The following is a 20,272-nucleotide window of genomic DNA, read 5'->3' on the forward strand; positions in this document are numbered from 1 at the left end:
CATGCGGTACGATCTGGACGATTACGAGGTCCAGTTTTACAGCAATATTTTGTACCAGTTGGTGAGTATGTTCTTTCCAGTCTCGCGTAACGCATCACTTTCACTTCCTGCCCAAATCGCAGCGCAAATCCGAACCGCAGTTGCCGAAGGCACACTGCGACCCGGAGACACCATCGCATCTACCCGCGAGCTTGCTGCCCAACTCGGCGTATCGCGTGGGACCGTGGTCAGCGCGTTCGATCAGCTCATCAGCGAAGGCTATCTGGATACCACGCAGGGAGCACCAACAAGGATTCATCCTGAGCTCCGAGTACCGAAGCAGTCGATACAACGGAGGCAAAGAGCATCCAACGAGGCGTCAACACCTGCAGTACTTTCGCTGGTCCCAACATCAGGTATCGACGGCATGATCCGCCCGGCAGCCTGGCACCGTGCATGGCGCGAAGCCTCATATTGCGTGCCGAAACAGGCCGACCCACAAGGCGAGCCGAAACTACGGACTGCAATCGCCGAGCACCTGCGAGTAGCTCGTGGGCTTCACGTTGCTCCGGAGGAGGTCATCGTCACCGGTGGGACCCGCGAAGGACTACTGCTCACGCTGATGTCTATTGGCAACAGCGTCCGGGTTGGTGTTGAAACTTCGGAGTCTAGCGGGCTTCGTTCCGTGATCGCTCTCGCAGGCCATGCGACGGTGCCCTGCCAATGTGACGACGAAGGCGTGTTGGTCTCGCAGCTTCCATGCGACATCGACGCACTGCTCATCACGCCAGCACACGTGCCGCCGTTTGGCGGTGTCATGACAGTACGCCGACGCGTTGAGTTACTCGAATGGGCATCGGCAACGGGTACGTTGCTCATCGAGGATGACTTCAACACAGAACTGCGCTACCGAACCGCTCCCCAACCGACACTGAGTGCTCTACCGAACTCAGGCAATGTGCTCACGCTCGGTACTTTCACAACGCTGCTGCACAAGCAGCTTTCCGCCGGCTACATCGTCACCACACCGGATACGTTTTCCTCGGTGCAAGAGACCCGGGAAGTGCTAGGAATGCCGGTGTCGACAGTTACCCAACACGCGATCGCGCACCTACTGACTGATGGCACCGTCCGGAAAAGCACCAAGGCGTTTCACACTAGGCTTGCGAAGCGGCGTCGACAAGTAACCCCACTCCTCGAGCGTATTGCCGAAGTCAGTGGTGCGAGCAACGCTGCTATGAGCAACACGAGTAGCGCTGACATTATCGTTGAGTTTTCTCATCAACGCGATCTGCAGCGCTTCAGGGAGCAGCTGAAACGCGCTGGCTGCGTTTGCGCGACCGGTGATTCAACTGGCGCTGGCGAAGACTGTTTTGCACTACTCAGTTTCTCAACGCTGAGCGACCAAGACTTTGATGCCGCAACGCGCTCCCTCGCTGAGTTTCTAGGATGCTGACCTAGCGACGACCTCCACAGCGACCACTTGCTTGCCATGTCGACCGGCTAGGCGCGACCAAGTATCTGGGTCGGCAGTATTTGGCAGGTCCTCATTTTCCTGCTGCTCCGCGCGAACCGCCGCACGCAGGTGCTCCGCAGTAACGCCGGTATCTGACTCGCCGGAAATAGCGGCCTTGATAGCAAGCTTTTTGGCGCGGCTGACAATGTTCGCGATCATCGCACCAGACACAAAGTCAGAGTAATGCAACGTCTCCTCAGAGCCATCAATCAACCGGAGACGGACGAAAGGCCGCGGCGCAAACAACTCCTCGACGGCAATCTCAGAAAGCTCCTCGATAGGAGCTGCGTGAGGGACTTCAGGGCGTAAGTACCGGCCGAAGATATCGAGGGCCTCAGCTTTAGTCGGGCGTGAAATCCGCACCTTGATATCGAGGCGTCCAGGTCGGAGAATCGCAGGGTCAATGAGCTCTTCCCTATTCGTCGCGCCGATGACGATGACGTTCGAAATATCTTCTACGCCGTCAATCTCTGTGAGCAGCTGCGGCACAACTGTCGTTTCCATATCGGAGGACACCCCCGAACCGCGGGTACGGAAGATCGACTCCATCTCATCGAAGAAAATGATCACGGGGCGACCTTCCGAGGCGAGCTCCCTCGCACGCTCGAAAATCAGCCGGATTCTACGCTCGGTCTCTCCCACGAACTTATTCAGCAGCTCGGGGCCCTTCACGTTGATGAAGTGCGCCGACGCACTATGACCAAGCCGGTGCGCCAACGAATTCGCGACCGCTTTCGCAATCAGCGTCTTACCGCACCCGGGCGGGCCGTACAGTAGCAGGCCCTTCGGGGGCTTCAAGTCATACTGCTGGTAAAGGTGAGGGTGCGCGAACGGCAGCTCAACCGCATCGTGGATGAGCTCAATCTGTTCTTGGAGCCCGCCGATGTCCTCATACGTCACGTCGGGTACTTCTTCGAGTGAAAGCTGGTTCACCTCGGTCTTTGCAATGCGCTCAAACGCGAACTGTGCGCGCACATCAGTAAGCAACGTGTCACCGGCACGGCTTTCACGCTGTAGCTCGTCTGTAAGCCGTACGACGTGCTCCGTTCCCTGGATGTCTTGCACAATAGCGCGACCGGCGTCCAGCTTTTCAACGAGCGTAGCTAGCTGGCCCACAGCAGGATATTGGCAGACCTCGAGTACCACGCTGCCATCGCCAAGCCTCACCAGCGACCCCGGCTTCACTCGGTCGATCGCGATCGTTGGCGCGACCTTGACACGCATATGCCGACCGCTTGTAAAGACTTCAGCGTCTGTCCCATTGCCAGTGGACGCAAGGAACAGGCCGTACGTCGAAGCTGGGTCGCCGAGGGACTCGACCTGTTCGTAGAGCTCTTGCAGCTTGTCCCGACTGGTTTTGAGCATGTCCGCAAGCTGTGCATTGCGCGCGCGGAGCTGCTGGTTGTCGCGTGTGAGTACCTGGACTTCGGGCAAGCGTTCAGTCATACAAGGAATCTTAGCGACGCGCGCGCCGTTGCGGACGAGGTGGTGTCACTCCGTCCGCGAGTCGGCGCGTCCACACGAGAAATGCAGTGTGCGCGTTCATGCGGTGTTCTGGTCGAGTTGCCAGACCTTCGACCTTCCATTCACGCAGCAGGGTTTCCCATGCGCGAGGTTCCGTAAAGCACTTTGCCTCGCGGATGCCCTCCATAATGTTCATCAGCTGCGGGACTGTTGCCACGTACGTCATGAAAACGCCACCGGGGATCAACACATTCTTAACGGTGTCGATGAAGTGCCACGGCTCAACCATGTCCAAGATCACGCGGTCAACTGGTCCGCCAAGGTCCTCTTGAGTGACCTCACCGAAATCTCCCAGACGCGGTGTCCACCAATCAGGGCGACCATTGAAGTAGTCCTCTACGTTGTCTTTCGCGAACTTCAGATGATCATCGCGAATCTCGTAGGAAAACACATGGCCATCGGGCCCGACAGCACGCAAGAGCGACATCGTGAGAGCACCGGAACCTGCGCCGGCCTCCAACACGCGCGCACCCATAAAAATGTCACCCTCGACGAGAATCTGAGCGGCATCCTTTGGATAAATGACCGCGGCGCCGCGCGGCATGGATAACACGTGATCAACGAGAAGGTGCCTGAAACAGAGATAGTCCGCACCCAAGGTGGACTTCACCACCGAGCCTTCGTGCGCGCCGATGATGTCGTCGTGGCTGACAATCCCCTTATGTGAGTGAAACTGCCCTCCTTCAACGAGTTGGATGGTGAAGTGGCGACGCTTTGCGTCCGTGAGTTGGACTTTATCGCCAACGCGAAATGGACCTGAATACATGTTGTTCAGTATGCCTTACACTCGCGCATCCGTGTAAAAGGCGTGGAGCGCCTGTACAAACCACTTCATATCCTCTACCCCACACATTTCACGGGCGGAGTGCATCGAGAGCAACGGAACACCAACATCCACGGTAGGGATGCCAAGGCGCGTCGCGGCGATAGGTCCGATCGTCGAACCGCAAGGGACGTCGTTGTTTCCGACGAACACCTGGTTCGGCACACACGCCGCCTCGCAAGCGCGAAGCCACGTTGCCTCAGTTTCCGCGTCGGAGGCGTAGCGCTGATTTGCGTTCACCTTCAGGACAGGCCCGGCGTTCAGCAAAGGGCGATGCGAAGGATCGTGCTTTGTTGCATAGTTCGGGTGCACCGCGTGAGCAGCGTCGGCTGAGATCATCGAAGACCTAGCGCAGAGGCTCAGGAAGTCATTGACCCCCAGCCCGGACGCGATTCGTCGTAGGAATCGCTCGAGTAGTGGGCCTGCTGCGCCCGTCGGTGAGTTTGAACCGACCTCTTCGTGGTTGAACGCGACGAGAACCAATACATCGGAATGTGTTGCCTCACGTTGGGCTTCAATCAGCGCTTCTAGGCTCGCCCACACACTGGTAAGGTTGTCAAGCCGACCAGCCATCAGCATGTTACCAATCACTGCACCAGGCTGCGTATCTACCGTAATCAGCTCGTGCGCAGCAATTGACTCGCCACCCAACCCAATTTGCTCACCGATGACTTCCAAGAGCGGACGATCCACGCCGAGCACCGGCTGCGTGTGTTGTTGGCGCTCAACCGGAGGCGTATCCGCTCGGTACAAGTGAATTGCGAGGTTCGGGACCCGAGCAATCGGACCAGAATTTACCAAGTGGGTCTTCCCACTCGAGTCAACCACACGCCCCGCAAAGGCAAGGTCACGGTCGAACCAACTCTGCAAAATCGGCCCGCCGTAGACCTCAACTGCCACCTGATGTATCCCCTCTCCCTCAACGTCAGGCCTCGGCTTCACCATAAGCCCCGGGGAATCCGTATGTGACCCAACAATCCGAAATCGGCTGGTCTCGGAGTCAAACTCTTCGGGTATCCACCACGCTACGACTGCCCCTCCTTCGACGGCCACATGGCCACCCGGAGTTGTGGGAGATGCAGTGGAGCTGGCGTCGTCAAGAAATCCTTTGCCTACGAGCAACGAGCGAACTTGGTTAGCTGCGTGGAACGCGCTCGGGCTCGCACTAAGAAATCGAAGAAACGAATCAATCGATGTAGTCATACGTGCGAGTCTAGCTCGAGAGAAACCACTAGGATAGGACGAATATGAAAGCGAAACCGTTAGCCCTGTCCCCCTCGCGCGCGTCCGACTACCAGCAATGCCCACTGCTCTACAGGCTGCGAGCGATCGACAAAATCGAAGAACCCAAAACTGAGCCCCAGGTCAAAGGCACCCTCGTGCATGCCGTCCTCGAGGAACTGTTTGGGATGGAACGCGAACAACGCACCTACCCTGCGGCGGTCAAACTCATCGTCCCCGCATGGCAGAAGATGTGCGAACAGGACCCCAGCGTTGCAGACCCCATCGAGGACGAACAACTGCTTTTTATCGACGCCCGCACGCTCCTACGCGGATATTTCCAGATGGAAAACCCACTTGGCTTTGACTCACACAAGCAAGAAATGTACGTCAATACTGTGCTGCCTAACGGTGTGCCCGTGCGAGGCTTCATCGACCGCGTTGACGTCGCGCCAACTGGTGAAATCAGGGTCGTTGACTACAAGACCGGCAAGAAACCACAGCCAAGGTTCTCACACGACGCGAAGTTCCAGATGCGGTTCTACGCACTGGTGTACTGGCGGCTTTTCAACGAAATACCTGATCAACTGCGGCTCATGTATCTCAAGGTGGCAGACTCACTCTTCCTTACCCCTTCAAGTGAAGAACTCGAGTACTTCGAGCGCGACCTCGGTGAACTTTGGGCCAAAATTACCCGTGACGGTGAAACCGGACAGTTCCGACCAAAACGTTCCAGGCTCTGTGATTGGTGTGCGTTTCAGGCGTACTGCCCGGAGTTCGGCGGGACGCCACCGCAGTACCCTGGGTGGCCGGGGTCCGCGGCGGATGTGGAGTAAACACCGCGACGGACCACTGCAGGCTAAAACTAGAATAGCCCCTTGATGTTGCCACTCGAGTCAACATCAATGTTGTTGGCTGCTGGATTTTTCGGCAGGCCAGGCATCGTCATTACAGCACCAGTGAGTGCTAGTACGAATCCGGCACCCGTACGCGGAATGAGCTGACGCACATGCAGTGTGTGCCCCTCAGGCGCTCCGAGGCGAGAGGGGTCGTCGCTAAACGAGTACTGCGTTTTTGAGATACATACCGGTAGGGCATCTGCACCACTCGCACGCAAGTTCTCGAGGTCTTTCCGCGCCGCATCCGAGTACTGAACATCTGCCGCGCGGTATACCTCGCGGGCAATCGTCTCGATTGACTGCTCGACACCTTCCTCCGGGTTGTACAGCGACGACGAAGCACCTTCGACCAGATTGTCGAGGACCGTCTTTGCCAGCTTCTCGGCGCCTTTACCGCCTTTCGCCCATACCTCGGCCTCTTCCAGTGCAACACCGAAATCCTTCGCCCACTTTGCCATCCAAGCGCGCTCACGATCCGTGTCAGAAGTGAACAGATTGAGTGCCACGACAGGGCGGACACCAAATTTACGAAGGTTTTCGACGTGCCGCTCAAGGTTCACAATGCCCTTCGCCAGCGCATCCAGGTTTTCAGACTTGAGATCGGAGCGGTCAACACCACCGTTGTACTTGATAGAACGGATAGTGGCGACCACTACCGCGCCAGCCACGTCGAGGTCACCGTAATGTGACTTGATATCGAAGAACTTTTCCGCGCCGAGATCAGCCCCGAATCCTGCTTCCGTAAAGACGTAGTCAGCACACTTCTGTGCTGTCTTCGTGGCAATCAAGGTGTTGCAACCATGGGCAATGTTTGCAAACGGACCGCCATGGATAAATGCAGGAGTGCCACCCATGGTCTGCACAAGGTTCGGCTTCAATGCGTCTTTTAGCAGCGCTGTCATAGCCCCGGCTGCATTAAGCTCACCCGCAGTCACCGGCTTGCGATCGTAGGTAAAACCGACAGTGATTTGTGCCAGGCGTTCGTGGAGGTCGTCAAGGTCGTTCGCAAGACCGAGGATTGCCATAATTTCCGAAGCCGCGGTAATCGTAAATCCAGTCTCCGTCGGTACTCCGTGGGCTGGTCCCCCCAGACCAGTTACTACGTTTCGCAGGGAACGATCGTTGACGTCCAAGCACCGCTGCCACGTAATACGCCGCGGGTCGATATTCAACTCGTTGCCCTGGTGAATGTGGTTGTCGATCATCGCAGCCAACGTATTGTTCGCACTGGTAATCGCGTGGAAGTCCCCAGTGAAGTGGAGGTTAATGTTCTCCATCGGAACCACCTGCGAGTAGCCACCACCTGCCGCGCCGCCCTTCAAACCCATCACAGGGCCGAGCGACGGTTCACGGAGTGCAACGATGGCGTCTTTGCCAAGATTCGTGAACGCATCGGTAAGGCCAATCAGGGTAGTCGACTTCCCCTCCCCCGCTGGGGTTGGAGAAACACCTGTGACAAGAATAATCTTGCCTTGTTTATCGTCCTTGACAAGCGAGGGGTCGACCTTGGCCATGTACTTGCCATATGGAATCAGCGCATCTTCGGAAATACCGGCCTTGAACGCAATAGTGGAGATCGGTTCAAGCGTATGCGCTTGAGCGATCTCCACATCAGTTAGAACTTCGGACTTGGGGCTGTCGTGATGTTGTGTAGACATGCCCCCAGTCTAGCTTTAAATCAGCACCGCCCCAATGAGGTAGCCGAGAATTACCGAGACTGCGATGCAGACGATACCCGGCAGAATGAATGGGTGGTCGAAGACGTACTTGCCGATTCGGGTCGAGCCCGTGTCGTCCATCTCCACTGCTGCAAGCAGGGTTGGGTACGTCGGCAGCACGAACAGTGCGGACACTGCTGGGAATGCTGCAACAGCGGTGAGCGGGCTGACGCCAATAGCGAGAGCAGCTGGGATAAGTGCCTTCGCGGTAGCGGCCTGCGAGTACAGCAGCGACGCTGCGAAGAACAGGACGACAGCAAGCAGCCACGGCTGTGCCGTCAAGACGTCGCCAGCGATGTTCTGAATGTCCTCAATGTAATGGTTGATGAAGGTGGTACCCAGCCAAGCAACACCGAGCACACAAACTGACGCGGACATACCGGAGCGGAACACCTGGGTGTTCAAGACCTCAGCTGCGCGGGACTTCGTAATCAGCAGGATCGCAGCGGCAGCCGAAAGCATGATCGCCATGATTGCCTCGTTACGAGGGACGGTTGGGTTCTCGATGAGACCGATCTGATCGGAGATGATCGTCGCGTAGAACATAACGATGACAATTGCGACAAGGAAGATCCACACGGATGCCTTCGCGCCGTCCTTCGGCTGGTAGCTGCTCGAAGTAGTCGTGGACTTTGCAACCAATCCGTCTGCGAGGCGACGCTGGTACACCTCGTCGTCAACAAGGTCTTTACCAAGCTTGTTTGAAACCCAAGCGGTTGGGAAGATCGCGAGGAAGGTCGCAGGAATCATGACGCCGAGCAACTGCAGGTATCCGACGCCCAGTGGCTCAAGTACGGAGGCCATAAAGACGACTGCAGCAGAAATCGGCGAGGCAACAATTGCCATCTGTGATGCGATGACTGCGACCGAAAGCGGGCGGGACGGGCGAACTTCGCCCTCCTTAGCAACCTCAACGATAACTGGAAGAGTGGAAAAAGCGGTGTGGCCAGTGCCTGCCAGCACGGTCATCAACCAAGTAACGATTGGCGCGTACACTGTGACGCGCTTTGGATTGCGGCGTAGGAACTTCTCAGCGAGGTAAACGAGGTAGTCCATGCCCCCCGCCAGCTGCATTGCAGAAATAGCAGCGATCACACACATGATGATGCCGATGACATCAAAGGGGATGTCATCGGCAGTTACGGACATGCCAGTGAGTCCGAGAAGCAAAACGCCAAGGCCACCGGCAAAACCGATAGCAATGGAACCCATCCGGGCGCCGAGCACAATGGCGCCGAACAGGATGATGAGTTGTACCACAAGTAACACAGGAACTCCCCTGATTCGGTCGAATTAGTATTCGCTTCCATTATCGCACTAAGAGGCGATAACTACCGAATCAGGGGAGTGTGAGATTTACTACTTTTGGTTGATTAGTCCTCGTCGAAAAATTCGCCGCGGTACTCTGGGTGCATCAAGTTGTCCTTGCCCAGCACAACCTTCAGCTCCTCCTCCGTGAGCAGGCCACGCTCGAGAACAAGATCACGAACGCTCTTACCCGTAGCAGCAGCTTCCTTACCGATGACGTCACCATTGTGGTGGCCGATCACTGGGTTCAGGTATGTGATGATGCCGATGGAGTTGTTCACAAAGGCCTCACACACATCCTTGTTAGCGGTGATGCCAACGATGCACTTCTCACGCAGCGTACGGACTGCGTTGGTGAGGAGACGGATGGAATTGAACAGGGCCTCGGCAACTACCGGCTCCATGACATTGAGCTGGAGCTGGCCAGCCTCAGATGCGGTCAGGACGGCAACGTCGTTGCCGAAGACCTTGAAGCACACCTGGTTTACAACCTCAGGGATGACAGGGTTCACCTTCGCAGGCATGATCGAAGAGCCAGCCTGCATTTCCGGCAGGTTGATCTCGTTCAGGCCAGCACGTGGGCCGGAGGACAGCAGGCGCAGGTCGTTACATACCTTAGAGATCTTCATCGCGGCGCGCTTCAGTGCGGAGTGCATCCATACGTAGTCGCCGGTATCGGACGTTGCCTCAATCAGGTTCGGTGCGCCCTTGATATCCAGCTTGGTGACTTCCGCGAGAGCCTCAACGATCTTCTGACGGTAGCCGTCTGGAGTGTTGAGCTCGGTACCAATTGCGGTTGCACCGAGGTTGACGGTCAGCAGTGCTTGTGCTGCGGACTTGATGACGTCCAGTTCCTCCTCAAGCAGTGCGCCGAAGCCAGTGAATTCCTGGCCGAGCGTCATCGGGACTGCGTCCTGGAGCTGGGTGCGCCCCATCTTGATGATGTCGTCGAACTCTTCACCCTTAGCGTTGAGCGCCTTGGTGAGCTCCTCAAGCTCGGTCAGCAGGCCCTGGACGGCGTAGTACACACCGAGGCGAAGGCCGGTCGGGTATGCGTCGTTGGTGGACTGGGACATGTTGACGTCATCATTCGGGTTGATGATGTCGTAGCTACCCTTTTCTTCACCGAGGATCTCAAGAGCGAGGTTTGCGACAACCTCGTTGGTGTTCATGTTCAGGGACGTGCCAGCGCCACCTTGGAACTGGTCGATTGGGAACTGGTCCATGCAGCGACCGTTGTCGAGGATCTCGTCGCAGGCCTTGACGATGGCGTCCGCCTTCTTCTTTGGCAGAACGTGGAGGCGGTTGTTGGCCAGTGCGGTGGCTTTCTTTACTTCCACCATGCCACGAATGAACTCTGGCAGGTCATTGATGGTCTGGCCGGAGATCGGGAAGTTGTGGACGGCACGCAGGGTGTGGATGCCGTAGTAGACGTCGGAGGGCACTTCGAGTGTGCCAAGCAGATCTTCTTCAATTCGATTACTCATGCCACTGATTGTACGCAAATTCGACGCTATACAACTTTTGGGCCACCTAATCACCCCAATAATAGGGATAGGGGTGACTTATCGGTGATTAATTGAAAATCCTATAGGCGTGCAATGCGCAGCTGAGTGGCCAAAATGGCTTCCGCGCCAATTTCAGAGAGAGCGTCCATAACCGCATTCGCTTGGGTTCGCGGAACCATAGCGCGCACCGCGACCCAGTTGTCGCGCGACAGCGGCGAGACAGTCGGCCCCGTCATGCCTGGTGTAAGTTCGCTGGCTTTGTCGAGGTCATCTCTGCAAATGTTGTAATCGAGCATCAGGAAGTTCTCTGCGTTCAAGATGCCGCGGATACGCTGAAGCACTACCTCATGTTCGTTTGCTAGCGTTACGCCCTTACGCTTGATGACGACGGCTTCGCTGGCAAGAATGGGCTCCCCAAATGGTGCCAGCCCATGTTGTCGTAGCGTCGTACCAGTGGATACGACGTCAGCAATAACGTCCGCGACGCCCAACTTGATCGAAATCTCAACAGCGCCGTCAAGCTCAATGACTTCCTTCGGAGTGATGCCGAGCCCGTCAAGATAGTCAATCACGAGGTGCGGGTATGAAGTTGCTATCCGCTTACCTTCCAAATCAGGCACCGCCCACGTTTCAGACTGCGGGGCAGCAAACCGGAATGTCGATGCACCAAAGCTCAACGGAAGTACTTCTTCTACTTCGGCATGGGAATTGAGTGCCAAATCTCGCCCAGTGATACCCAGGTCAAGGTGGCCTTGAGCAACGTAAATAGCGATGTCGTTTGGGCGCAGGAAGAAGAACTCAATACCGTTTTCTTCATCCCAGATATTCAGGGCTTTTGACGTGCCCCTCCCCTTGTAACCGGCCTCTTTGAGAATCTGGAGCGCCTTCTCTGACAAAGAGCCTTTATTTGGAACCGCAAACTTAATCATCAGGCGAAATCCTTAGAGGTATTTATAGATGTCATCAGGGGTAAGACCTCGTTGCAGCATCATTACCTGGGTCCAGTACATCAGCTGGCTCATTTCCTCCGCCAGCTCCTCGTCAGACTGATACTCGGCAGCGATCCACACTTCACCAGCTTCTTCGATGATTTTCTTGCCGATGAAATGGGCGCCCTTCTCTAACGCTTGCACCGTGCTTGAGTCAGGGCGCTTGGAGTCGGCAGTTTCAGTGAGCTGAGCAAAAAGTTGATCGAAGTCCTTCACGCACAACACCTTAGCGGAAACAGAAGAGCTTTGAGCGCGGTTTATGGCGCGGAATACCACCTTGCAACATCATGAAGTGTCGCAGACTGTAAATCGCTGAAGGTGATTCTTGTGGCCGGCTTCGGGACATAGTCGGCCAAGCCGAGCACCCGTGCACCTGCCCTAATCGCTGCTTGCATTCCCGCCTGAGAGTCTTCAACTGCGATACAGCGCGACGGCTCAGCACCAACCAACTGCGCTGCTTTCAGATACATATCCGGAGCTGGTTTTGGGTTGGATACCTCATCTCCAGTCACGGTTGCTTGAAAGTAATCGTTGCCGATGAAGTCAATGCAGGTTTGAGCGAGCGCGCGTTCTGTGTTCGTCGCAATGGCCATCGGAATGCCATGGTCCCGCAGTATGTCAAGGACGTGGCGTATTCCCGGGTTCAGCTCAATACCTTGCCCTAGGAGTTGCTGCATCCGTTCTTGCATCCACCGCTTCAGCCGCTCTGTATCTCCGGGCTGCAAGGAATACCCGGTCCAAGTAGTGATGATGCTCAACGCTGTGGGGAAACTGACGCCCTCCGCTTTTCGACGCTCCTCCGCAGAAAGCCTCTTGCCCAAAAACTCAGACAGCTCAAAGGTTGCTTGCGCCCAAAGCGGCTCGGTATTGATGAGCGTCCCATCCATATCCCACAGCACAGCTTGGGGAGCGCGAACCCTACTCACGATTGAACAGCTCCTGGACGACGGATGGATCCGCGCCAATCTGTGCCGAGACCTTCGCGAAAATTCCCTCGATGTCCGACATCTCCTCTGGCTCGAGCACGGCATATTGATGCTTAGCGTTGAACTCTTCAAGATTGGCAATGAGGCCCGTGTAGAGGTCGCTGATGGTGGCGTCGTCAACCGGCTGCGCGACGAGCGACGCAGTGTCGAGAAAAATCTCGAGGATTTCACGGAGCTCAGGTAATACGGCAGGGTCAAATGGGGCTTCCCAGAGTTCGAGGTCCTGCTCTTGCAAATATTCACCGGATGCAAACACCCTCAAATCCTCGATGAACTCGTCGACATCGGATTGGAATGTGGATCGGAGACTACTCATCGTTGCTGCCTACCTTTACACCGAGTAAGCCTTCGATAGCTTGTCGAAGTAACCCGTTGTAATCGCCTTTGGCGGCGTCGATAATTTGAATCGCAGTTGGTGTGTCGAGGTCGTCAGCAAGGGCCTGGCGCAAATCTTGAATTGTTTGCTCCACGCGAGACTGCTGATCTGTCTGAGAAAGAATTGTGTGCCACGACTTGAGTCGATGCTCTGCTTGATCGAGTGCCTCGTAGGAGAAATCGCGGTCTTGGCGATAGTGGCCGGAGAAGACGGCAAGGCGAATCGCAGACGCTGAGTGTCCCTGTTCTGTTAGCTTGTGCACAAAGACGAGATTGCCGAGAGATTTCGACATCTTCACTCCCTCAAGCGCGATCATTCCCGCGTGCACGTAGTGGTGTGCCATCCGTTGTTCTCCAGTCGCAGCCTCAGCATGCGCGGCAGAAAACTCGTGATGTGGAAACGCTAGGTCCGAGCCTCCGCCTTGGATTGCAAACGGTACGCCGAGACGGTTCGCAGCGATGGCAGAGCACTCGACGTGCCAACCTGGGCGGCCGGGGCCGAAGGGAGAATCCCACGCGGGCTCCCCTTCCCTGTGTCCACGCCACACCAGCGCATCGAGTGAGTCTCGTTTCCCCTCACGGTCAGGGTCTCCCCCGCGCTCGGCAAAGAAATGCTCCATCTGCTCGCGCGTCATGTTTGACTCGTATCCAAACTGTTTGGTTGCGGTGATATCAGCGTAAATATCACCGTGGTCTAGGCGGTACGCTGCGCCGACGTCGAGCAAGCGCTGCACCATCTCAATGACCTCATCGACAGTCTCCATCGCGCCAACATAGTCCTGAGGCGGTATGACTGAGAGCACTTCCATGTCGCTGCGGAAAAGGTTGATCTGTTCCGTTCCCAGCTCGCGCCAATCGACGCCGTCTCGCTCCGCGCGCTCGAACAATGGATCGTCGACATCGGTGATGTTCTGCACGTAATGAACGTCGTGGCCGTTAGCAAGGAGCTGACGATAGACGAGATCAAAGGAGAGGTACGTAGCTGCGTGTCCAAGGTGAGTGGAGTCGTATGGGGTGATGCCGCAGACGTACATCCCCACCTTCCCCGAGTGATGGGCAGCTGTGTTAACGGGCTTTACCACCCTATCTGCGGTGTCATACAGAGACAGCGGCACCGGAGTACCAGAGACAGCAGGGACTACAGGTTGTGGCCAAGAATGCATAGTGACCACCATACCGCGGCATGCTCATCATGCGCGGTTACCGGCGTTCAAAGGCAAGCATTGCCTACACCGGTTGCATAACTCCGGTAGCCAGCAGCACCATCACGATGATGCCAAGAGGTATGCGGTACGCAGCAAACCAGGAGAATGAGTGGTGCGAAACAAACTTCAGCAGCCAAGCAATGGAAATATATCCCAAAACAAATGCGATAGCGCTTCCGACGAGCAACTGCAGACCTGTTGCTGCTTGCCCTGCTTGCGGATCAAACGCATCCGGTAGTGAGAAGATGCCTGATGCGAGCACTGCCGGGATAGCTAAGAGGAACGAAAAACGAGTTGCTACTTCCCGCTCAAGGTTCAAAAAGAGACCGCCCGAAATAGTGCCGCCCGAACGCGAAACACCCGGAATGAGAGCTAGACACTGCCACAGGCCCATCACGATGGCATCTTTTACTGTCAGCTGCTCGAAGCTACGCTTTTTCGTCCCGCGCTTTTCCGCCAAGATGAACACGAACGAAAACAAAATGAGAACCGTTGCAGTAATCCAAAGGTTGCGGAAGTTCTCACGGATCAAGTCTTTCAGAGCAAAGCCAAGCACCCCGACTGGAATAGTGCCAGCGATGACCATCCATCCCATCCGGTAATCGAACCCGCGCTTCGTCTTATCAAACAGTCCGACACACCATCCAGAGAGGAACCTCCAAATGTCCTTCGCAAAGAAGACCAGCACAGCGAGTTCGGTGCCGAGCTGAATGACAGCGGTAAAACTCGCGCCAGCGTCCTCGCCCCACAAAAGCTCGGACACAATGCGGAGGTGTCCTGACGATGAGACTGGAAGGAACTCGGTTAAACCTTGGACGACCGAGAGGACAATCACTTGAGCCCATGTCATTGACTCTGCTAACTGAGAGGCGGCAATCATGTTGGAAAACCTTACCCGTGCGGAGAAAAATCCCCACATGCGTACAGCATTGATAAGGTTGACCTCCGTGAGAACAAAACGAAAAGTCGCCTTAATGCTGCCCATTATGGCCGTAGCTTTGGCTGTTGCGGCGTGTACCCCCGATGTCGTTGACCCAAATGACGCCATAAGTATGGGTAGCGCTGAACCAGTTGCGTCACCCCCTTCGGCACATCCTGACGGCCAGTTGCTTCAATTTGACACCATCGTCGATGTGGATCAAACGAACGACTTGATTGGTGTGCGCACCCCGGATGCGCTTTACGTTGGGACCAGCGCACAATTCGAAGAAAACCGAGTAGAAGAGTTCAAGTTGGAGGATGCTTGCGGTGAAGTCTCGGCAAACGCTGGTCAGTTTGCGGTAGGGTGCGGAGATTTCATTGTCATCATTAACAAAGAGGGGCTTCAAAAAGTTGCTACCGACCACCCGGTGACTGTGGCAACTGTCGCCTCGGACGGCAGTGTTTTAGCCGGAAGCGACAGTGCGAAATCAGTGTGGTTGTATAGCAACGGTGAGCTCAAAAAGGAGTTTTCTGTCGCGCGCGAAACTGACCAGCTGCAGGCTGTTCCGGTAGATGGTGGTGCCGATTCCGTGGTGCGCGTGAACACATTTGACACCACCATTCAGGACCTTGATTGGGGCACTGGACGTCAGGGGGCAACGTTGCGCGCTGGGCTTGGCGTCGGCAAGGTTGCTGCTGGAGAGCACGGTCTGGTGCTCGCTGCGGATGCGACGGGTAACCAGCTACTCGTGTACACCACCAATGAAGTCATTCGTCTCCAGCAGAGTGTGCCTGTGCCCTCCGGAGCGTGGGACGTCGCGTGGGATAGCGCTAATAAGCTCGCGTGGGTGACTTCAACCGAAAGGAACCTGGCGACTGCCTATGACATTTCCCACGGCGTCCCCGTTGAACGTGCTCAGGTCAGTACAGTTCCAGATGCACAAAGTATTGCAGCGCTCTCTGACGGAACACTCATTATCGGATCTGCGTCAGGTAGTGGCCTGCAAATAATTTCCACTGAAAGCATTGAGGCCAAATAGAAATGAATCAACGCAATTTGTACGACACGGTATATGGGCTCGCACTTCGGGGAATGTTTACAATTCCGCCTGAGCGCATCCACGACATCATCATGGGCGGGCTGAAAACCCTACAACGCCTAACTCCCCTCACCCGAGCTATGACTCGTGTCGTACGTGTCGACGGCCCGCTTCTCGAGCAGACGTTGTTCGGCGTGCGTTTCCCCGCCCCGGTGGGTCTCGCTGCAGGATTCGATAAGAACGCGGAAGCTCCGGACACGTGGTCGGCGATCGGCTTCGGTTATGCGGAATTAGGAACTGTGACCCCGAAGGCACAGCCCGGAAACGAACGTCCACGGCTCTATCGCTTGCCGAAGGACAAAGCGATCCTCAACCGAATGGGCTTCAACAACGATGGCGCGCTGAGCATTGCAGAGCGTCTCCGAGCACGGAAGACTCCTGAGATCGTTGGAATCAACATCGGGAAAAATAAGCTCTCCGAGGACGCAGTTGGAGACTACCGAGCTACCGCGACTGTGCTCGGCCCTCTGGCGGACTACCTTGTTGTCAATGTTTCTTCCCCAAACACCCCTGGGCTTCGCAACCTTCAGTCAGTTGAATCGTTGAGGCCAATCCTTGACGTGGTTACTACGGCAACTACGACGCCTGTGCTGGTAAAAATTGCTCCTGATCTCAGCGACGAGGATATCGACGCAGTTGCAGACCTGGCCGTCGAATTGAACCTTGCCGGCATCGTGGCGACCAATACGACCATCTCCCGCGAAGGCCTTCGAACCGATGCTGCCGAAGTGGAAGCCATGGGGGCGGGTGGTATTTCCGGCGCGCCGCTCAACAGCCGCGCACTGGAGGTTTTGCGACGTCTCCATGCGCGAGTCGGCGACCAACTCGTACTTGTCAGTTCCGGTGGCATTTCGACACCAGAGCAGGCATGGGAGCGTATTACATCCGGCGCAAGCCTTCTCCAGGGGTATACGCCGTTTATTTACGGTGGTCCGGGGTGGATCTACCGAATTCACAAGGGCTTGCAGGAGCAACTTAAAGCCCATGGACTTTCCAATATTACAGATGCTGTTGGCTCCGAACTCCCCTGGATCGCCTTGAGCTCCGACTAGCCTAGTGGCCTACGTTTGGGCATTTGTACTGGCGATTTGCATCTTGAATCAACGTCACTCTATAGTAGTGCAAGTGCCCAGCCGAGAGGTTGAAAGCAAAACACCCAGCCCGGGTGGCGGAATGGCAGACGCGCTAGCTTGAGGTGCTAGTGTCCTATTAACGGACGTGGGGGTTCAAGTCCCCCTCCGGGCACAATGACCGGCTTCCTCCAGGAAGCCGGTTTTTTGTTTAGGCCGCACTTAAAGACGAAGGGCAAACGGATGCGCCAACAGTCACCACTACGCGTGATGCTCATTTTGGTACTTCTCGCAATTGCACTGTGGGTGTGGCGCTTCTTTGAAATACCTTCGCTGTCGACGTTTCGCGAGTGGGCTGATAGTACGGGAGCCTGGTTTCCAGTCGTTTTTTGGTTGCTCTACGTACTCATCACGCAGTTCCCGATCCCCCGTACGTTGCTCACCATTTCCTCCGGTGTTCTCTTCGGTGGTTGGTTCGGGATTCTGCTCGCTATCACCGCAACGACGGCCTCAGCAGGTCTTTCGCTAACCGTTGTGCGGTTTCTTTTACGTGACTGGGTTGAGAGCAAAATTTCTCACCCCAAGCTTCACATGATTAATGAGCGGTTGGAACAGCGCGGTTGGCTGGCTGTAATGAGCCTGCGACTCATCCCCGGTATCCCTTTCTCGGTCATGAACTACGCTTCAGCGCTAAGTCGAGTCCGGCTTTTGCCGTTCATGGGGGCAACGCTCATCGGCTCGGCTCCTAACACGATTCTCGTTGCATTGTTCGGAGACACGTTGAGCGGAGATGCAAACCCAGTGCTTCTCGGCGCCGTGTTTGCACTGTCTGTTCTTGGCGTGACAGGACTGATTATCGACGCGCGCCACCCGGCGAAGCCGCGTCGAATAGAAGAGTAAAGGCTCGAGCGTGTACTTTCTTGAAGCACGCTAGTATGTACGCATGATTGCTGTGCATGCACGTTACCGTGGTCGCGAAAAAGGTCGCGCCGCGTTCGTCGAGTCCTCGGCTCACGCGCTCTCGACGCTTCCGGGTGTTTCGCCGTTCGAAGTCATTGGCGTTGAGGATATCCGCACAACAGTGGATGGGCCGGAGACAGCACTTAACCTCATTATGGCGCTGCTGTCAGATGGTAATTGGGCTGTCGGCCTGGGAATCACGCGCAGGCGACGTGCGCAGTTTGCCGCCACTGAGGCTGTCGGCACACGTGCAGCGCAAGTGAAAGTTATCACGGATGCTCATGCGCCTGACACCGAGGCAGAAGATATCTCAGCGACGTTTGCCCTGCTGGCGCACATTCTGCATAAGCGAACGTTTGAAGGCCGCGAAGCCACATCGCTCGTGCGCTCTGGGCTCAACCAAAATGAAGCCGCAGCGCAACTAGGTATTTCTAAACAGGCAATGAGCCAGCGCCTGCAGGCCGCCGGGTGGCAGGCCGAGCAGGCTGGCTGGAAACTCGCGCTACACCTTATGCGTCGCGCGAGTCATTAGATTCAATTGCCCGGTGTTCGCCCTTTTGGGCAACTTGCGGCGTTTCGGTCGGGGTAGAGACTTCGTCGAATGCGCTTGTCGGATCCGGGTCGTCGACGTGCTTGTTCGCGACGGCACGCGCCTCTGCAAGTGCCCGAGCAAGTTCAGGATCAGTGGAGGTATCAAACCACTGGTCCGTGCTGTCGTCTTCGCCGGCCATAGCGCGCGTTTGTGAATCTGCACGCTGGGGTTCGTAGCGGAACACTCCGTCGCTGTCCTTGCCAGCGAACGCCTTGGCGAACTGCTCCAAAGAATCGCCAAAGCTGTTCGGAATCATCCACATCGTTGATGCTTCATTGGCCGCGATCTTAGGCAGCTTCTCCAGGTACTGGTACGCAAGCATCTCCGGCGTCACCTCTGAGGACTTGATCGCCGCGTTGACTTTCTGAATGGCTCGCGCTTCACCTTGCGACTCAAGATATTTCGCCGCACGCTCGCCTTCCGCGCGTAGAATCATCGCCTGGCGCTCAGCTTCAGCCGCGAGAATAGCAGCGTGCTTCTCGCCTTCAGCAGAGAGGATTCGCGCCTGCTTCTCACCTTCGGCAGTCTTGATGTCCGACTCGCGCTTACCTTCAGCGGTAAGGATCATGGCGCGCTTTTCGCGGTCGGCTTTCATCTGCATTTCCATCGATTGCTGAATCGATGGTGGCGGATCAATCGCTTTCAGCTCAACGCGGCTAATACGCAGTCCCCACTTGGCGGTAGCAGCGTCAAGCTCACCCCTCAGGCGCCTGTTAATAGTTTCTCTCGAGGTCAGCGTTTCCTCAAGCGTCATCCCGCCGACGACATCACGCAACGTCGCGACGGATATTTGCTCAACACCTACCAAGTAATTATCGACGCCGTAAATAGCCTTTGCCGGATCGTTAATCTGAAACGTCACCACAATATCAATTGCGACGGTGAGGTTGTCCTGCGTAATTACTGCTTGCGGAGGAAACGAAACGACCCTCTCGCGCGTATCAACGCGCGCTCTAACACGATCAATAAACGGCACCAGTAGTGTTAGCCCACCGGAAACGGTCCGTGTATAGGACCCCAGACGTTCAATAACTGCTGACTCACCTTGCGGGATTAGCTTCACAGATGCGAGCAGCACCGCGATTACCAAGATGAGCAGCAGCCCCAGTATTACCAAGGCCATTATGGCGACTCCTTCCATACGACAGCGATTGGGCCGTCAATATCTGAAACGATGACTGTGGAACCAGACTTAATGGTGTGGCTTGGATCAATTGCTCTCGCGGACCAAAGCGATCCGTCCAGTTGAATCTGACCGCTGCTCGGCGTGATCTCCTCAACCACTTGTGCACTCGTGCCAATGAGTGATTGGCCAAGCTCCCCCACCGTAGATGGGCGGCGCAAGCGCCTGTGCAAGTAAGGCCGGAGGAGGAACCAGAAACCGGCCGAAGCAACTACAAACGCCCCGATTTCAACCCCCAAAGGCACCCCGGCAAGCGCAATAGCAGACGTAGTAAGCGCCCCTGCTGCAATCATGAGGAACGTAAACTCCCCTACGGCGAGTTCAGCAACTGCGAATGCTACGGCAATGCCTAGCCAAATAAGACTACCCACGGCTTCACTATACAAAAACGATTC

The 20,272-nt window shown here is 56.1% G+C and carries 20 protein-coding genes and 1 tRNA gene; 7 read left to right on the plus strand and 14 right to left on the minus strand.

Annotated elements, in window-relative coordinates:
• Window position 1: 1 nt before the first annotated feature.
• Window positions 2–1,435 carry a MocR-like pyridoxine biosynthesis transcription factor PdxR gene (gene pdxR, locus KBP54_RS05845; protein WP_256004986.1) on the plus strand — a complete coding sequence of 478 codons (1,434 nt, stop codon included), beginning with the start codon at window positions 2–4 and terminating at the stop codon, window positions 1,433–1,435.
• On the opposite strand, the gene arc is transcribed toward pdxR, so the two are convergent.
• The 3 genes from arc to KBP54_RS05860 are packed head-to-tail and all read right to left on the minus strand — an operon-like array spanning window position 1,424 to window position 5,045.
• Window positions 1,424–2,941: a proteasome ATPase gene (arc, locus tag KBP54_RS05850; protein WP_256004988.1), complete on the minus strand. Its 1,518-nt coding sequence runs from the start codon at window positions 2,939–2,941 to the stop codon at window positions 1,424–1,426. The genes pdxR and arc overlap by 12 nt on opposite strands.
• 10 nt (window positions 2,942–2,951) lie before the next feature.
• Entirely contained in the window at window positions 2,952–3,785 is an 834-nt protein-coding gene (locus KBP54_RS05855) for a tRNA (adenine-N1)-methyltransferase (RefSeq protein WP_070477125.1), read from the minus strand.
• A 15-nt stretch (window positions 3,786–3,800) separates the two neighbouring features.
• Window positions 3,801–5,045 carry a M18 family aminopeptidase gene (locus KBP54_RS05860; RefSeq protein ID WP_256004990.1) on the minus strand — a complete coding sequence of 415 codons (1,245 nt, stop codon included), beginning with the start codon at window positions 5,043–5,045 and terminating at the stop codon, window positions 3,801–3,803.
• A 44-nt stretch (window positions 5,046–5,089) separates the two neighbouring features.
• On the opposite strand from KBP54_RS05860, the gene KBP54_RS05865 reads away from it, so the two are divergent.
• Entirely contained in the window at window positions 5,090–5,899 is an 810-nt protein-coding gene (locus KBP54_RS05865; protein WP_070362462.1) for a RecB family exonuclease, read from the plus strand.
• Window positions 5,900–5,928: 29 nt separating this feature from the next.
• On the opposite strand, the gene KBP54_RS05870 is transcribed toward KBP54_RS05865, so the two are convergent.
• From KBP54_RS05870 to KBP54_RS05910, 9 genes are all read right to left on the minus strand, one after another.
• Window positions 5,929–7,620, minus strand: coding sequence for a formate--tetrahydrofolate ligase (locus tag KBP54_RS05870; protein ID WP_256004992.1), 1,692 nt, complete (start codon window positions 7,618–7,620; stop codon window positions 5,929–5,931).
• Window positions 7,621–7,635: 15 nt separating this feature from the next.
• Window positions 7,636–8,949, minus strand: a complete 1,314-nt coding sequence (locus KBP54_RS05875; protein WP_071572620.1) for an anaerobic C4-dicarboxylate transporter — start codon at window positions 8,947–8,949, stop codon at window positions 7,636–7,638.
• 104 nt (window positions 8,950–9,053) lie between these two features.
• Window positions 9,054–10,475 (minus strand): aspartate ammonia-lyase, encoded by a 1,422-nt coding sequence (gene aspA, locus KBP54_RS05880; protein ID WP_070362459.1) that lies wholly within the window; start codon window positions 10,473–10,475, stop codon window positions 9,054–9,056.
• Window positions 10,476–10,576: 101 nt separating this feature from the next.
• The gene (hisG, locus tag KBP54_RS05885; RefSeq protein ID WP_070362458.1) at window positions 10,577–11,425 is read right to left on the minus strand and encodes an ATP phosphoribosyltransferase; all 849 of its coding nucleotides are present in this window, start codon (window positions 11,423–11,425) and stop codon (window positions 10,577–10,579) included.
• Window positions 11,426–11,437: 12 nt separating this feature from the next.
• Window positions 11,438–11,701, minus strand: a complete 264-nt coding sequence (locus tag KBP54_RS05890; RefSeq protein ID WP_070362457.1) for a phosphoribosyl-ATP diphosphatase — start codon at window positions 11,699–11,701, stop codon at window positions 11,438–11,440.
• 41 nt (window positions 11,702–11,742) lie between these two features.
• Window positions 11,743–12,411: an HAD family hydrolase gene (locus KBP54_RS05895; protein ID WP_246814877.1), complete on the minus strand. Its 669-nt coding sequence runs from the start codon at window positions 12,409–12,411 to the stop codon at window positions 11,743–11,745.
• Window positions 12,404–12,787 carry a hypothetical protein gene (locus tag KBP54_RS05900; RefSeq protein WP_070477117.1) on the minus strand — a complete coding sequence of 128 codons (384 nt, stop codon included), beginning with the start codon at window positions 12,785–12,787 and terminating at the stop codon, window positions 12,404–12,406. Before KBP54_RS05900 ends, KBP54_RS05895 begins: the two co-directional genes overlap by 8 nt.
• Window positions 12,780–14,009 carry a cysteine--1-D-myo-inosityl 2-amino-2-deoxy-alpha-D-glucopyranoside ligase gene (gene mshC, locus KBP54_RS05905; protein ID WP_256004995.1) on the minus strand — a complete coding sequence of 410 codons (1,230 nt, stop codon included), beginning with the start codon at window positions 14,007–14,009 and terminating at the stop codon, window positions 12,780–12,782. Before mshC ends, KBP54_RS05900 begins: the two co-directional genes overlap by 8 nt.
• Before the next feature lie 64 nt (window positions 14,010–14,073).
• Window positions 14,074–14,931, minus strand: coding sequence for an undecaprenyl-diphosphate phosphatase (locus KBP54_RS05910; protein WP_070363518.1), 858 nt, complete (start codon window positions 14,929–14,931; stop codon window positions 14,074–14,076).
• On the opposite strand from KBP54_RS05910, the gene KBP54_RS05915 reads away from it, so the two are divergent.
• The 5 genes from KBP54_RS05915 to KBP54_RS05935 all read left to right on the plus strand — a co-directional run bounded on the left by KBP54_RS05915 (window position 14,930) and on the right by KBP54_RS05935 (window position 18,634).
• Window positions 14,930–16,012: a YncE family protein gene (locus KBP54_RS05915; protein ID WP_256004997.1), complete on the plus strand. Its 1,083-nt coding sequence runs from the start codon at window positions 14,930–14,932 to the stop codon at window positions 16,010–16,012. The genes KBP54_RS05910 and KBP54_RS05915 overlap by 2 nt on opposite strands.
• A 2-nt stretch (window positions 16,013–16,014) precedes the next feature.
• Complete coding sequence (locus KBP54_RS05920; protein WP_070477111.1) at window positions 16,015–17,124, plus strand: quinone-dependent dihydroorotate dehydrogenase; 1,110 nt, start codon at window positions 16,015–16,017, stop codon at window positions 17,122–17,124.
• Window positions 17,125–17,231: 107 nt separating this feature from the next.
• A tRNA-Leu gene (locus KBP54_RS05925) sits at window positions 17,232–17,317 on the plus strand.
• A 68-nt stretch (window positions 17,318–17,385) separates the two neighbouring features.
• Window positions 17,386–18,042, plus strand: coding sequence for a TVP38/TMEM64 family protein (locus KBP54_RS05930; protein WP_070477203.1), 657 nt, complete (start codon window positions 17,386–17,388; stop codon window positions 18,040–18,042).
• A gap of 43 nt (window positions 18,043–18,085) precedes the next feature.
• On the plus strand, window positions 18,086–18,634 hold the full coding sequence (locus tag KBP54_RS05935) for a MarR family transcriptional regulator (protein ID WP_070477109.1): 549 nt from the start codon (window positions 18,086–18,088) through the stop codon (window positions 18,632–18,634).
• On the opposite strand, the gene KBP54_RS05940 is transcribed toward KBP54_RS05935, so the two are convergent.
• Complete coding sequence (locus tag KBP54_RS05940; protein WP_176754853.1) at window positions 18,612–19,817, minus strand: SPFH domain-containing protein; 1,206 nt, start codon at window positions 19,815–19,817, stop codon at window positions 18,612–18,614. The two genes, KBP54_RS05935 and KBP54_RS05940, sit on opposite strands and share 23 nt — an antisense overlap.
• Entirely contained in the window at window positions 19,817–20,248 is a 432-nt protein-coding gene (locus KBP54_RS05945; RefSeq protein WP_070477107.1) for an NfeD family protein, read from the minus strand. Before KBP54_RS05945 ends, KBP54_RS05940 begins: the two co-directional genes overlap by 1 nt.
• Window positions 20,249–20,272 lie beyond the last annotated feature (24 nt).

Origin of the sequence: Corynebacterium pseudogenitalium (assembly GCF_024453815.1) — a bacterium.
Classification (GTDB): Bacteria; Actinomycetota; Actinomycetes; order Mycobacteriales; family Mycobacteriaceae; genus Corynebacterium; species Corynebacterium pseudogenitalium.